General features: G+C 71.4%; 12 protein-coding genes. 8 read left to right on the plus strand and 4 right to left on the minus strand.

All coding sequences use genetic code 11. From position 1 onward, the window contains the following. Nucleotides 1-89: 89 nt before the first annotated feature. The gene (iniR, locus tag LV457_RS07360; RefSeq protein WP_232170131.1) at nucleotides 90-2,519 is read right to left on the minus strand and encodes an isoniazid response ATPase/transcriptional regulator IniR; all 2,430 of its coding nucleotides are present in this window, start codon (nucleotides 2,517-2,519) and stop codon (nucleotides 90-92) included. Between the two features lie 12 nt (nucleotides 2,520-2,531). Beyond that, complete coding sequence (locus LV457_RS07365; protein ID WP_232170133.1) at nucleotides 2,532-4,430, minus strand: Hsp70 family protein; 1,899 nt, start codon at nucleotides 4,428-4,430, stop codon at nucleotides 2,532-2,534. 200 nt (nucleotides 4,431-4,630) lie between these two features. On the opposite strand from LV457_RS07365, the gene LV457_RS07370 reads away from it, so the two are divergent. The 4 genes from LV457_RS07370 to LV457_RS07385 all read left to right on the plus strand — a co-directional run bounded on the left by LV457_RS07370 (nucleotide 4,631) and on the right by LV457_RS07385 (nucleotide 9,834). Continuing rightward, nucleotides 4,631-5,110: an Rv0340 family IniB-related protein gene (locus LV457_RS07370; RefSeq protein ID WP_232170134.1), complete on the plus strand. Its 480-nt coding sequence runs from the start codon at nucleotides 4,631-4,633 to the stop codon at nucleotides 5,108-5,110. A gap of 224 nt (nucleotides 5,111-5,334) precedes the next feature. After that, nucleotides 5,335-6,348, plus strand: coding sequence for an IniB N-terminal domain-containing protein (locus LV457_RS07375; RefSeq protein ID WP_232170135.1), 1,014 nt, complete (start codon nucleotides 5,335-5,337; stop codon nucleotides 6,346-6,348). Nucleotides 6,349-6,440: 92 nt separating this feature from the next. Then, the gene (locus LV457_RS07380; RefSeq protein WP_232170136.1) at nucleotides 6,441-8,291 is read left to right on the plus strand and encodes a dynamin family protein; all 1,851 of its coding nucleotides are present in this window, start codon (nucleotides 6,441-6,443) and stop codon (nucleotides 8,289-8,291) included. 55 nt (nucleotides 8,292-8,346) lie between these two features. Beyond that, nucleotides 8,347-9,834, plus strand: coding sequence for a dynamin-like GTPase family protein (locus tag LV457_RS07385; RefSeq protein WP_232170137.1), 1,488 nt, complete (start codon nucleotides 8,347-8,349; stop codon nucleotides 9,832-9,834). Here the strand turns inward: LV457_RS07385 and LV457_RS07390 are convergent. Beyond that, entirely contained in the window at nucleotides 9,831-10,433 is a 603-nt protein-coding gene (locus LV457_RS07390; RefSeq protein ID WP_232170138.1) for a hypothetical protein, read from the minus strand. The two genes, LV457_RS07385 and LV457_RS07390, sit on opposite strands and share 4 nt — an antisense overlap. Before the next feature lie 305 nt (nucleotides 10,434-10,738). Here LV457_RS07390 and LV457_RS07395 point away from each other — a divergent pair, with 305 nt between their 5' ends. The 4 genes from LV457_RS07395 to LV457_RS07410 all read left to right on the plus strand — a co-directional run bounded on the left by LV457_RS07395 (nucleotide 10,739) and on the right by LV457_RS07410 (nucleotide 12,516). After that, a complete protein-coding gene (locus tag LV457_RS07395) occupies nucleotides 10,739-10,918 on the plus strand; it encodes a hypothetical protein (protein WP_232170140.1) in 180 nt (59 codons plus the stop codon). A 320-nt stretch (nucleotides 10,919-11,238) separates the two neighbouring features. Beyond that, nucleotides 11,239-11,661, plus strand: coding sequence for a hypothetical protein (locus LV457_RS07400; protein ID WP_232170141.1), 423 nt, complete (start codon nucleotides 11,239-11,241; stop codon nucleotides 11,659-11,661). Between the two features lie 13 nt (nucleotides 11,662-11,674). Continuing rightward, nucleotides 11,675-11,830, plus strand: coding sequence for a hypothetical protein (locus LV457_RS07405; RefSeq protein ID WP_232170142.1), 156 nt, complete (start codon nucleotides 11,675-11,677; stop codon nucleotides 11,828-11,830). A gap of 401 nt (nucleotides 11,831-12,231) precedes the next feature. Further along, nucleotides 12,232-12,516 carry a hypothetical protein gene (locus tag LV457_RS07410; protein WP_232170143.1) on the plus strand — a complete coding sequence of 95 codons (285 nt, stop codon included), beginning with the start codon at nucleotides 12,232-12,234 and terminating at the stop codon, nucleotides 12,514-12,516. Between the two features lie 267 nt (nucleotides 12,517-12,783). On the opposite strand, the gene LV457_RS07415 is transcribed toward LV457_RS07410, so the two are convergent. Then, nucleotides 12,784-13,191: a hypothetical protein gene (locus LV457_RS07415; protein WP_232170144.1), complete on the minus strand. Its 408-nt coding sequence runs from the start codon at nucleotides 13,189-13,191 to the stop codon at nucleotides 12,784-12,786. Between the last annotated feature and the right edge of the window lie 7 nt (nucleotides 13,192-13,198).

Raw genomic sequence — 13,198 nt, forward strand, 5'->3', positions numbered from 1 at the left:
GTAACTTAACGGAAGTTACTCGTCGGTAACTTGTAGTCGGTGCAGCTCATAGTGGCACCTTCGGCGAAGCCGCCGCTACGAAGGCTGCCCTAACCGGCAGTCGAGAGCATCGAGCGCAACATCGACAGCAGCTCGGAGCGGGACTGCGCGCCGAGCCGGCGCCGGATGCGGGCGACGTGGTGCTCGACGGTCTTGGCCGAGATGAACAGCTGGCTGCCGATGTCGCGGTACGGCAATCCCAGCACCAGCAACTCGGCCACCTCCCGCTCGCGCTCCGACAACACCGGCGACGCCGCCGACGGCCGGGTGGCCGACGCGTCCTCCGCCGCGCCGGCGCCCTTGAGGTCGCGGGCCAGCTGCAGCATGGCGGCCGAGGTCCGCGCATCCGCCGCGTGCAGCGCCGCCTGGCTGGCCAGCCGGGTGGCGTCCCAGGTGTGGCCGTGACCGGCGAGCGCCCGCGCCGCGGCCGCCACGTCGTCGGCGTCGACCTGACCGGCGAGCACCCGCAGCCACACCCGGCCGGCGCCGGCCAGCACGCGGGCCAGCGGATACTGCCCGGCGGCGGCCGCGAGCGCCTGCCCGTGCGGGGCCACCGCGTCGGGCGCATTGGCGAGGATGCCCGCGTGCACCCCGGCCCAGCGCAGCGGCACCGCCCACAGCGGCGGCTCGCCCAGGTCCCGGAGCAGCGCGAACGCCCGGTCGACGACGTGCTGCACCCGGTCGGTCTGCCCGAGCCGGACCGCCGACACCCACAGCTCGCCGAGCGGCAGCAGGGCGTAGAGGTCGATGGCGTAGGCGTCGAGCACGCCGGCCGCGACCGCCCAGTACTTGCGGACGCCGCCGTCATCCCCGGTGCGCCGGGCGATGCCGCACCGCAGCGCCGCCGACCACAGCGCGTCGCGGCGGTGCATGTGCTGCTCGTCGACCGCCGCGGAGTCGGCGATCGCGGCCATCAACTGCCCGTCGAACAGGTGCGCCCAGCCCAGCAGCAGCCGGTGCCGGTTGGCGAAGACGTCGTCGGCGGGCCGGGCGAGCACCCCGCGGGCCCGCGCCGGGTCACCGCCGTGCAAGGCGACCAGCGCGGCGATCGCGGCGGGCGTGTCCGGGGTGATGGCCGGCGTCGGCACCTCGGTGGACACCGCCTGGCCCAGCGTGCTGACGGTGACCGGATACGGCTCGCGCAGCGATGCCCACACCCCGGCGGCGAGGCTGCGGGCCGCCCGCGCCGCCGCGGTCGGCGGGCCCGCGGCCGCTGCCTCGAGCACACGGCGGGCCGCGGCCAGCTCACCGGCGCCCAACAGGGCCACCACCGCTGCGGCGTTGACCGTGGCGTCCGCGTGCGGGCCGAGCCAGCCGAACAGCTCGGCGGCCTGCGTCATCGCGCCCTCGTGCGCGGCGATCGACGCCGCAATCCGCACCGCGGCTCCACGGACCGCTTCGTCGTCGGCGGCGAGCAGTCCGTCGGCGAGCCGGGCGGCGGCCGGGAAGTCGCCGGTCAACGCCAGCGCATCGGCCAGCCGGACGTCCACCGCGGTGGCGCCGGCGCTCACCGCGGCCCGATACAACCGGGCGGCTCGCATCGGCTCCGTGGCCGCGCTGGCGTGGGCCTGCAGCTGCGCGGCGAGCCGCTCGTCGACGGTGCCGTGCTCGGCGAGCCGCAACGCGAGTTCCTCCTCGAGGGCGGCGGCGGCCAGCTGCGAGGCGATCAGCGACGACTCGATGGTGCGGTGGCGGGCCGCACCGACCACCTCGCCGGCCACCGCGTGCACCGTCGCCACGAACGCCGCAGGATGCGCCGGATCCGCGAGCCCGCTCGCCCGCGCCGCATCCACCAGCGGCTCGGCGTCGGCTTCCGGGACGGCCAGCGCCGCCGCGACGTCTGCGGCCCCGAGCGCGGCACCCAGACTGACCACCAGCAGCGCTTCGGTGACCGGCGCCGGCACGCGGTGCACCCGATCGACCAGCGCCCGCCGCGCCGCGCGCGCCGGATCATCGGAACCCTGCAGCGCGCCGAGCGCCGCGTCGAGCAGCAGCGGCAACCCGGCCGTGGCGTCGAGCAGCTGGTGGACCAGCTCGCGGGGAGCCGGTGCGCCGAGCGTCGCGGAGGCCAGGTGCGCCACCTCGGCCGCGATCAGCGGGCGCAGGGCGACGACCCGGTTGGCGCGCTGCAGCGCCGCCACCAGCTGCCGCAGCGACGGCCGGTGACGCTGCGGCTCGGTGGCCACCACCACGGTCGCGGCGGGGTCGGCGACCAGCTCGGTGAGCGCGGCGAGCTCGCCGTCATCGAGCAGCTGGGCGTCGTCGACGACGACGGGCGCGGGCGGGTCGCCGGGTCTCGGTGGCCGGGTGAGCAGCGTCGCGCCGGCGTCACGCAGCGTGCCGCGGACGGTGTCGACGACGGCGCTCTTGCCGCTGCCCGTGCCGCCGACGATCAGCAGCTTGACCGGATCGCCCGGGCGGGCGGCCAACGCCGCGAGCGCCGGCCGCGCCGGCGGCGGGATGAGCCGTTGGGTGTCCACCGCCGGGACGCGTCAGCCGAGCGTCACCGGCAGCGGGACCAGCAGCGGCGGCTGGGCGTCCGCCTCGGTGACGCCCTGCTGGGCCGGCGTGCTGGGCACCACCGTCGTCGGCGGAGCCGGTGCGGCCGTGGTGGCCGGGGCCTGCGTCGTCGGCGGCGGCTGGGTGGTGGTCGGCGGGGCCTGCGTGGTGGTCGGCGGCCGGGTGGTGGTCGGCTGCGTGGTGGTGCGGGTCGTCGTGGTGGTCGGCTGCGTGGTGGTGGTCGTGGTCGTGGGCTGCGTCGTCGTCGTGGTCGACGTCGTCGTGGGCGCCTGCGTGGTGGTCGTGGTGGTGCCGGCCGTCGGCTGCGCGGATGGCGGAGGTGCGCCGGCCGACGTGCGGGTGGGCTGCGGGTCGTCGCCGCTGTCTGCGGTCGGCGCGGCGCCGTCGGGCGAGGTGGTGGTGCCGCCGGGACGGGTGATGACGGTCTGCGTCTCCGGGCCGAGCGGGCTGCTGGAGCTGGTGAACGTCCACGCCAGCCCGCTCACGGCGGCGACCAGCGCGACGACGGCCGCCGCGAACAGCACGCCGGGCCGCCGATACCAGGGCAGCGGCGCGTCGGCGTCCGGTCCACCCACGGCCTCGTGGGGTTGGAACGCCATCGCCGGGCGGGCGTCGGTGGCGCCCTGCCCGTAGTACTCGCCGCCGGTGTAGGGCAGCGGCTCGCCGCCCGTGTGGGCCTCGTCGTCCTCCGACCACGCCATCGCGCCGCTGCCCGCGGCCGCCGCGGCGGCCGGGCCGAGCTGGGTCGCCATCCCCGTCGCGTCCGCGGCCGTCGGGCCGAGCTGGGTGGCGTCGGGATCGGCGGCCGGGGCCAGCGCGGTGGCGTCGGCGGCCGGCCCGCGCGCGGCGAGCAGCGCGGCGCCGGCGGCGGTGTTCAGGGCCGGGCCGGGCGTGGTGACGACGGGCACCCGCAACGTCTCGGAGAGCCGCTCGGTGACCAGCGGCATGGCCGCCCCGCCGCCGACCGTCGCGACCGCGGCCAGGTTGGCGGCCGGAACGCGGTTGCGCTCCAATGCATCCCCGAGCGCCGACAGCGCGCCGTCGAGCGCGGGCCGCACGAGGTGCTCAAGCTCGGCGCGCGTCACGCGGATGTCGGAGCGGAAGCCGGGCAGCTCGACCGCCACCCCGGTGGCGGTGTCGGCGGACAACCGTTCCTTGGCGAGGCGGCACTGCTCACGCAGCCGGTTCAGCGCGTTGACGTCGGTGGTGGCCGAGGGGTCCAGGCCGCCCTGCTCGGTGACGCCGCGCAGGACGTGGCTGAGCAGCGCGGCGTCGATCTGGTCGCCGGAGAAGTCGGTGAAGCGGACGGTCTGCCCGATGGGCTCGAACCCGGCGGCCGCGTCGGCGAGGGTGATCGCGGTGCCCGTGCCGCCGAAGTCCAGCAGCGCGACCACGCCGCGGGCCGGCAGGCCGGGGCTGGCCGCCAGCGCGGCGAGCGCGGCGCGGGCGTCGGAGACCAGCGCCGGCGGCCGACCGTTCGGCGACAGGGTGGGCACCGCAGCCAGCGCGTCGCGCAGCACACCCTGGGTGCCGGGCCCCCAGTGGGCGGGCACGGCCACCGCGACCGATTCCGGTGTCGCGCCGCCGGTGACCTCGCGGGCCAGCGCGTCCAGCGCCGCCACCAGCAGCCGCTCGGCGCGGTGCTGCGAGCCGTCGGCGGCGATGATCGGCACCGGATCGCCGACCCGCTCGACGAAGCCGGTGAGCACCAGCCCGCGTTCGGTCAGGTTCGGGTTGTCCGCCGGCACCCCCACCTCGAGCGGCCGGTGCGGGAACAGGGTGACGACGGCCCGGCGGATCAGCGCGGGAGTGCCGACGCGTGCGGCGACCAGGTGGGTCATCCCGACGGACAACCCGAGCGCGTCGCTCATGTCGCTCACCTCTGTCGGACGGGGTCTGGGCCGTTGCTCACCCTAGCCGCTGCGCCGGACACCGGGCGGGAGGTGCGCGGGCCGTCGGCGCCACCCCCTAACGGCCGGCGATCCCCTACCCGCCGATCCCCTAATGCCGGCCCGCGACCAGTGGGCTGTGCACCGATCACAGGCGCGTTCGGCGGACCTAGCATCGCTGCATGCCCAACGAACTGCTCGATTTCGTGCTGTCGCTGGTGCGCGATCCCGGGGTCGCCGCCCAGTACGCGGCCGACCCGAACGGCGCGCTCGCCGACGCCGGCCTTTCCGGCGTGACCACCGCCGACGTCAGCAACCTGATCCCGGTGGTGAGCGAATCGCTGCCCGTCGCCGACGCCGGCAACGTGTGGGCCAGCGGCGCGGCGACGGCGGCCTTCGACGCGTTCGACTCCTTCGACGTCATCGACGTCGTCGACGCGCCGGTGGTCGACGAGCCGGCGATCGACACCGGCCCGGCGCTCGAACAGCCGTCCTACGACCACGTCGACGCCGGCCTGGCGCCGCCGGACCCCCTGCCGGATCCGGTGATCGACGCCGGTGCGCCGCCGGCCGCGGACGTGTTCGACGCGCCGGTGATCGACGCCCCGATCCTCGACGCGCCGTACGACGGCCCCGACCCGTCGCACGTCGACCTGTTCTGACCTCACCCGGACGAGCCCCGGCCCCCAGCGGGCCGGGGCTTTTTCGTGCGGCGACCCCGACCCCCTAATCCCCTAATGCCCGCACGGCCGAACCCCCGGGAGGGCGTCGGCCAAACAGGGGAGTCGACCCCGTTTCCAGGGGTGCGGCGCCGCCATAACGTGTGTGTCAGGTCGCCGAGAGGCGGCGACACACCCCCTCACCAGAGGACGAGAAAGGGACCACCATGACCACGCTGATCGACTTCATCCTGGACCTGTTCCGCGACCCGTTCCGCGCCCAGTCGTTCGTCAACGACCCCGATGATGCGCTCCGCGTCGCCGGCCTCTCGAACGTCACGGCCGCGCAGCTGCAGGCAGTCGCCGCGACCGCGGCGCCGGCCGGCGTGATGCTCGGCGGCGGCGACCCGATCGTCGGGCTGCAGCGGGCGGTGGCCGACCACCACCAGCTGGCCAGCAACTTCGCCTCGCCGTTCTCGCCGCAGACCTCCTACGCGCCCAACTTCGCGCCGGAGACCAACACCGACCTGCTCAGCGGCAACGAGGTGGCGAGCCCGGACCAGCACGCGGGCGCCAACGCCCAGAACGGCGCCTTCAACCTCGGCTTCGGCGACATCACCTTCGGTGACAAGACCAGCAACACCGCGACCAACGGCGGCGTGGTGGTCGACGGCGACAACGACGGCGACATCGTCAGCGGTGACGGCGCGGTGCTCGGCGACAACAACGACGTCAACAACGGCGACGTCGTCGCCGGGTCGGGCAGCCACGTCGCGGTGGGCCGCGGCAACGAGATCGAGGACAACTCGCAGCACGCCGGCGGTGACGTGATCTCCGACAACCAGGGCACGGTCATCAAGGACAACGACCTGTCCGGCGGCCACGGCGGCGGTGCGGCCGGCGGCGACAGCCTGATCGGCATCGGCAGCGGCGGCGCGTCGGGCGGCGACGGCGGCAACGCCGGCTCGATCATCGTCAACGACAGCCACGCCAACTCCGGCACGCAGACCCACGTCGGTGGCGATTCGGGCAGCGACAACACCGTCGACAACTCGGTGCACACCAGCACGCACACCGATACCAGCACCGAGGCCAACACCTCGATCGACAACCACTCCTCGTCGTACGAGTCGAGCGTCGCGTCGCACAACGACACCGACTTCGCCTCGCACAACGACGCCGTCAACAACCTGGCGTCGCACAACGACGTCGCGTCCGACAACGGCTTCGACGCGTTCTGAGCAACACAACTCCACGAGCGACACTGGCGGGGACCACACCGGTCCCCGCCAGTTCGCATGTCTACCGTTGAGCTCTCGGCCGAAAGGGATCGATGACGCAACCGAACAGCTCGCAGCAGGCTCCGGGCAGACCCGTCAAGGTGATCGTCGAGCTGATCGACCACACCAGCAAGATCGCCGACGCCAACGACCGCGACGACCTGGTGCAGCGGCTCGCCCGCGCCAAGGCCCGCATCACCGACCCGCAGATCCGGGTGGTCATCGCCGGGCAGCTCAAGCAGGGCAAGAGCCAGTTCCTCAACTCGCTGCTCAACATGCCGGTGGCGCGCGTCGGCGACGACGAGACGACCGTGCTGCCCACCGTGGTGTCCTACGGCGAGCAGGCGACGGCCCGGCTGGTCGTCAGCAACGGCCCCGAGGTGCCGCCCGACCTGGTCGCCATCCCGCCGGCCGATCTGACGAAGGACCTGCGACGGGCGCCGCAGGCCGGCGGCCGGGAGGTGCTGCGCGTCGAGGTGAGCGCGCCCAGCCCGCTGCTCAAGGGCGGGCTGGCGTTCATCGACACCCCGGGCGTCGGCGGGCACGGCCAGCCGCACCTGTCGGCGACGCTGGGTCTGCTGCCCGACGCCGACGCGATGCTGATGCTCAGCGACACCAGCCAGGAGTTCACCGAACCGGAGATGACGTTCCTGCGGCAGGCCTACGAGCTGTGCCCGGTCGCGACCGTCGTCGCCACCAAAATCGACCTGTATCCGCACTGGCGCCGGATCGTCGACACCAACGCCGCCCATCTGCGCCGCGCCGGCGTGCCGTTGGGCATCATCCCGGTGTCGGCGGTGCTGCGCAGCCACGCGCTGCAGCTCAACGACAAGGAGCTCAACGAGGAGTCGAACTACCCGGCGATCGTGAAGTTCCTGTCCGATCGCGTGCTGTCGCGCGAGAACGACCGCATCCGCGATCAGGTGGTCGACGAGGTGCGGGCGGCGGCCGAGCACCTCACGATGGCGGTGTCGGCGGAGCTCTCGGCGCTCGACGACCCGGATGCCCGCGAACGGCTCACCGCCGATCTGGAGCGCCGCAAGCAGGAGGCGCAGGACGCGCTACAGCACACCGCGCTGTGGCAGCAGGTGCTCAACGACGGCATCGCCGACCTGACGGCCGACGTCGAACACGACCTGCGGGGCCGGTTCCGGACGATCACCCAGCACACCGAACGAGTGATCGATCACTGCGACCCGACGGTCCACTGGGCGGAGATCGGCGCAGAACTCGAGGAGGCCATCGCCACCGCCGTGGGCGACAACTTCGTCTGGGCCTATCAGCGGGCCGAGGTGCTGGCCCGCGAGGTGGCCCGCACGTTCGTCGAGGCCGGGCTCGACGCGGTGAAGATGCCGGCACTGTCGGCGAGCGAGATGGGTGCTGAGTTCGGCGAGCTGAGCTCCGTGGCGCAGCTGGAGGCCAAACCGATCAAGACCGGCCACAAGATCGTCACCGGCATGCGCGGCTCCTACGGCGGCGTGCTGATGTTCGGCATGCTCACCTCGTTCGCCGGGCTGGGCATGTTCAACCCGCTGTCGCTGGGCGCCGGACTCATCCTCGGCCGCAAGGCCTACAAGGAGGACATGGAGAACCGGATGCTGCGGGTGCGCAACGAGGCGAAGACCAACGTGCGCCGGTTCGTCGACGATGTCGCGTTCGTCGTCACCAAGGAGTCCCGCGACCGGCTCAAGACCGTGCAGCGCCAGCTACGCGACCACTACCGCGAGATCGCGAACCAGACCACCCGCTCGCTCAACGAGTCGCTGCAGGCCACGCTGTCGGCGGCCAAGCTGCAGGAGAACGAACGCAACACCCGCATCGCCGAGCTCAAGCGGCAGCTCAACATCCTCAACCAGGTCAGCCAGCACGCCGCGGGGCTGTCGCCGGCCCGATCCGCCGGCTGACGCCACCTAGAATCGAGGCCTTGGCGGGGACGGCGTCGCACGAGGGGATGCAGCGGTGAGCACGAGCGAGGATGTGCGCGCCATCCTGGGCGGCACCATCCGCGCCTACCGCACCGACCCGGCGTACCGGCAGCGCGCCGACGTGCTGGCCGAGTTGGACCGGATCACCCGCCGGCTCAACGAGCCGATCCGCATCGCGCTGGCCGGCACCCTCAAGGCGGGCAAGTCGACGCTGGTCAACGCGCTGGTGGGGGAGGAGATCGCACCCACCGACGCCACCGAGGCCACCCGCATCGTCACCTGGTTCCACCACGGCCCCACCCCGAAGGTGACGGCGAACCACCGCGGCGGGCGGCGCTCCCACGTCCCGATCGCGCGGGGGCCCGACGGGCGCGGCCTGACCTTCGACGTCGCACGGCTCGACCCCGAGGACGTCGTCGACCTCGACGTCGAGTGGCCCGCCGCCGAGCTGGCCGACGCCACCATCATCGACACCCCGGGCACGTCGTCGCTGTCGCGTGACGTCTCGGCGCGCACGCTGCGCTTGCTGGTGCCCGACGACGGGATGCCGCGCGTCGACGCGGTGGTGTTCCTGCTGCGCACCCTCAACGCCGCCGACATCGCGCTGCTCAAGCAGATCGGCGAGCTGGTCGGCGGATCCACCGGGGCGCTCGGGGTGATCGGCGTGGCGTCGCGCGCCGACGAGATCGGCGCCGGCCGCATCGACGCCATGCTGTCGGCGCGCGACGTCGCCACCCGCTTCACCGAGGAGATGGACCGCACCGGCATCTGCCAGGCCGTCGTGCCGGTGTCCGGCCTGCTGGCGCTCACCGCGCGAACGCTGCGCCAGAGCGAGTTCGTCGCGCTGGAGAAGCTCGCCGGTGTCGACGCCACCGAGCTGACGAAGGCCATGCTGTCGGCCGACCGCTTCATGCGCGAGGACAGCACGCTGCCGGTCGACGCGGCGACCCGGCGGCAGCTCATGGAACGGTTCGGCATGTTCGGCATCCGGATCTCGATCGCGGTGCTGCGGTCCGGCGTCAGCGATTCGGTGGCGCTGGCGAACGAGCTGCTGGAGCGCAGCGGGTTGACCGCGCTGCGCGACGTGATCGACCAACAGTTCGCGCAGCGCTCCGACCTGTTGAAGGCGCACACCGCGCTGCTGTCCCTGCGCCGCATCGTCACCGCGCATCCCATCCGCGCCACCCCGCAGATCGTCGCCGACATCGACCCGCTGCTGGCCGACACGCACGCGTTCGAGGAGCTGCGGCTGCTCAGCCAGTTGCGCTCCCGCGAGACCACGCTGAACGACGACGAGATGGCGTCGCTGCGGCGCATCATCGGCGGGTCGGGCACCGACGCGGCGAGCCGGCTCGGCCTGCAGGGGGAGCTCGCCGACGGCCCGCGCGCCGCGTTCGCCGCCGCGCAGCGCTGGCGCCGCCGGGCCGAGCATCCGCTCAACGACCCGTTCACCACTCGCGCGTGCCGGGCCGCCGCCCGCAGCGCCGAGGCGTTGGTGGCGCAGTTCTCGCGAGCGGGTTAGCCGCTGCCCGGGCCGCCGTTGCCCGCGCCGCCGGGAAGCCCGGGAACCGACGGGACGGTGACCGTCACGGTGCTGGTGCTGGTCGTCACGACGGTGCTGGTGCTCGTGGTGACCGGAGCGGTGGTCGTGGTGGTGGTCGGCTCCGTCGTCGTCGTCTCCGCGGCGGACGACGTGGTGGTGGCGGCTGCGGTGGTGGTCTCGTCGCCGCCGGTGACCTCGCTGGTGGCCGTCGGACCGGAGCTCTGCGTCGTCGACGGCGCGACGGAGGTGGTGGTGGTCGACGGCGTGGTGTCGGAGCCGTCGTCGGACGCCAGCGAGATGATGCCCCACAGCGCCAGCGCCAGCACGATCACGGCGAGCGCGCCGATCGCGATCAGCGCCGCCGGCTTGCGGTACCAGGGCGTCGGCTCCTCCGGCGGGTACTGGTCGTAACCGGTGGGCTGGTCGTAGCCCTGGCCGTATCCCGTCGGCGGGGCCTCGCCGTAGCCGGTCTGCGGGTACTCGCTGTACGCCTCGCCGCCGGTGCCGCCGCCGTAGTTGGCCGCGTACTGCGTCGGGTCCTGGTCGGAGGGATCGTCGGGGTGTCCGTTACGCGCCACGGGCACTGATAGTAACGAGACGGCTGCAGGTGGCGTCGACGGTCTGCGACGGGCCGGCTGCCCGCGCGGATCCCTTGACCGCGACACAACTGCCACATCAACGTTTCCGAATCCTGGGACACACCAGAGCGAGGAGTGCTTGGTGGAGGGTAGAGATGTTTGCGATACGGAGGGGATTGCGAAGATGCTTCACGGCTACGAGCCGATCATTCGACGCTTCATTGCAGGCTTGATGTCGGGCGACGAATTCGAGAGGCACTACACGAGCTACTTTCGATACCAGTGACGTTCCGCTGCCAATTGATGTGTCAATCGAGACTCCCCACGGCCGCAACTACAAGGTGGCCGCGAACGAGGTGTTTGACGCCGACGAGGCGAACGAACTTTTCATGAGCTACTACTTGACGGGAACTATTCCCGACGCGTATGCCCTGCGGCCGATCAGGGCCTGGAAAGCGGACGGCACCGAGGTCTATTTCGACTAGTTTGCTTATATCGGCCGGGGGTCGTGTCGATGAGCTGAGATGGGTCCCGGTGGGCAGATGATTCAGGTTCCTACACCGGGAAACGTCTGCCTACCGGGGAGCCCTGTGTCTGAGATTACGTCTTGTACCTGCTGCCGTTGTCGCCGACACGATCGTGTGGGGTACCCCAGGTTTTGTCTCCGGGGCGCCGCGAGCAAGTGGTTCCTAGGGGCTGCGCCACGATGAACCCTCGCTCACCCGCGACGTCGGAAGCGCTGCAGCGACTCACAGGGAGACGCCTCCTCCGGATTCGTCGAGTCTTCTACGTCTACAAAGGTGAAGTGGACCGGAAGGAGGGTCCGCTCGAAATGTCCTTCGCCGACGGTACGACCGCCCTCCTTGAATCTGGGCCGGACGGTGAAGTCCTCATCATCAGTGATCAGCCTTTACGCGATCCCTTCGGAAGTGAACTGTCGAAAGCCAATCGGGAGTACGTCCGGCAACACGGTAAATGGACGGCGTTCGATGTCTCCGACGAGGCTCCCTACGACGAGCTGTGCGGTCACGTCATCACCGATGTCCACGCGATTCGGCTCGTCGACCAACTGGTGGCCGAGGGACTCGTCAACGCACATGCAGCGACCGGGCCAGGCATTGTCAACCCTGACAAAGTGGTCGGCGCAGTGTTGCAGATCGGCGGTCGCGCAATGAGAGCCGAGTCGGTCATGGACGAATTGCGGGTTACGGTTGAGCTGTCCGCCTGAACATCACGGGGACGTGAGCGTCCGCGTGATGTTGGTGCGCGGGCCGCGCCGGCGCGACGTCGTCGTCTCGTCCTCGGTGGTCGTCGGCGGCGTCACCGGCGCGGTCGCGGTGGTGCGGGGCGTCGTGGTCGGCGCCGCCGGCGGCGGGACGGCCGGACCATCGGGATGACCCCACGAATCGAAAGCATCACCAAAGGCGTCAAACGAGCACACGACCTCGCCGGCGCACGCCGAAAATTGGCTCGGATCAAAATCTCGGGCGTAGGGACTCGCATGAGTCAACACGCTCTCGTGTCGAAGTAACGAGACCGGAGGACGCGCCGTCATCGATAAGCGGATATACCAATCACGCGGAAGAACAGATTGCAGGACGCGACGGTGGGGTCGGGGTTCGCCGGGACGCCCTCGAAGAAGCTTTCCGAAACCCGGTGCGAGACGTAGAGCGACTCGTCGATTCACAGGGCCGGGTGTCTTTCCGTTACACGGGAGCAAATGCAACGGTAATCGTCAATTCGAAAGGTGAAGTCATTACAGGATGGGCAACCAATAGCGGATACACAGGAGGTGGGTGTGGCTGACTTCTACATGATGCTGACTGATGAACAAATGAGACTCCTCGACGAAGTTCTCAAGCGGCGGAACACCGAACTTCGCGGAATGCTTGTGCGCCGCGACGCTCCGTCACGCGCGGATGCGGACGAGATCATTCGTTCGCTCAGTGATGAGCTCGTAGACAATCTCGACGACGAGTGGGAACCTACCGGCTACGGTGTAGAGGTCAGCAGATTATTGAATAGCGTCAATAAGGTGAGACTACGTTTTTGGCCCGACGGAGACACTGGCTACTACGGATAGCGCCAGGTGACGGTTCGCAGCCATGCGTTCGTGGCACGGCTATCCGAACGAGCGGGTTACTGAGTGAACTTAGGTGGGAGCTCGATGTGACGAGGGAACCCTCGCGGAGGTGCTCACGACCGTTCAGCGCGAGCTCCTTGACGACATCCTGGCCCGTCGGCATCCACCGCTGGATGACGACGGGGAGCCGACGAACACGGTCGCATGGTGAGCAGGTTGCTCAACGCGATTGACGACGCCCGATTGCGCGGTGCTTCCGCCTGAACATCACGGCGGCGTGAGCGTCCGCGTGATGTTGGTGCGCGGGCCGCGCCGGCGCGACGTCGTCGTCTCGTCCTCGGTGGTCGTCTCCGCCTCCGAGGTGGTCGGCTCGGTGCTCGTCTCGCTGGAGGTGGGGGACACCTCGCCCGGCGCCGGCGGGTTGATCTCGGTGGTCGACACCGACGGGGTGGTGTAGCTGGTGGTCGTCGGCGGCGTCACCGGTGCGGTCGCGGTGGTGAGGGGCGTCGTGGTCGGCGCCGCCGGCGGCGGGACGACCGGACCATCGGGACGGCCCCACGAATCGGACAGCTGCACGACCGCCAGCACGATGCCGAGCACGACCACCAGTCCGGCGACACCGGCGGCGTAGATCGCGGCTTGCGTGCGGTACCAGGGTTCGGGGTCGGACGGCACGGGCTCG

It is taken from the genome of Mycobacterium sp. MYCO198283 (genome assembly GCF_021213805.1).
GTDB lineage: Bacteria > Actinomycetota > Actinomycetes > Mycobacteriales > Mycobacteriaceae > Mycobacterium.

Bases quoted from the DNA above. Each gene is read 5' to 3' on its own strand.
- LV457_RS07370 (WP_232170134.1), top strand. From the start codon at position 4,631: ATGCCCAACGAACTGCTCGATTTCGTGCTGTCGCTGGTGCGCGATCCC.
- LV457_RS07365 (WP_232170133.1), bottom strand. From the start codon at position 4,430: ATGAGCGACGCGCTCGGGTTGTCCGTCGGGATGACCCACCTGGTCGCC.
- LV457_RS07375 (WP_232170135.1), top strand. From the start codon at position 5,335: ATGACCACGCTGATCGACTTCATCCTGGACCTGTTCCGCGACCCGTTC.
- LV457_RS07380 (WP_232170136.1), top strand. From the start codon at position 6,441: ATGACGCAACCGAACAGCTCGCAGCAGGCTCCGGGCAGACCCGTCAAG.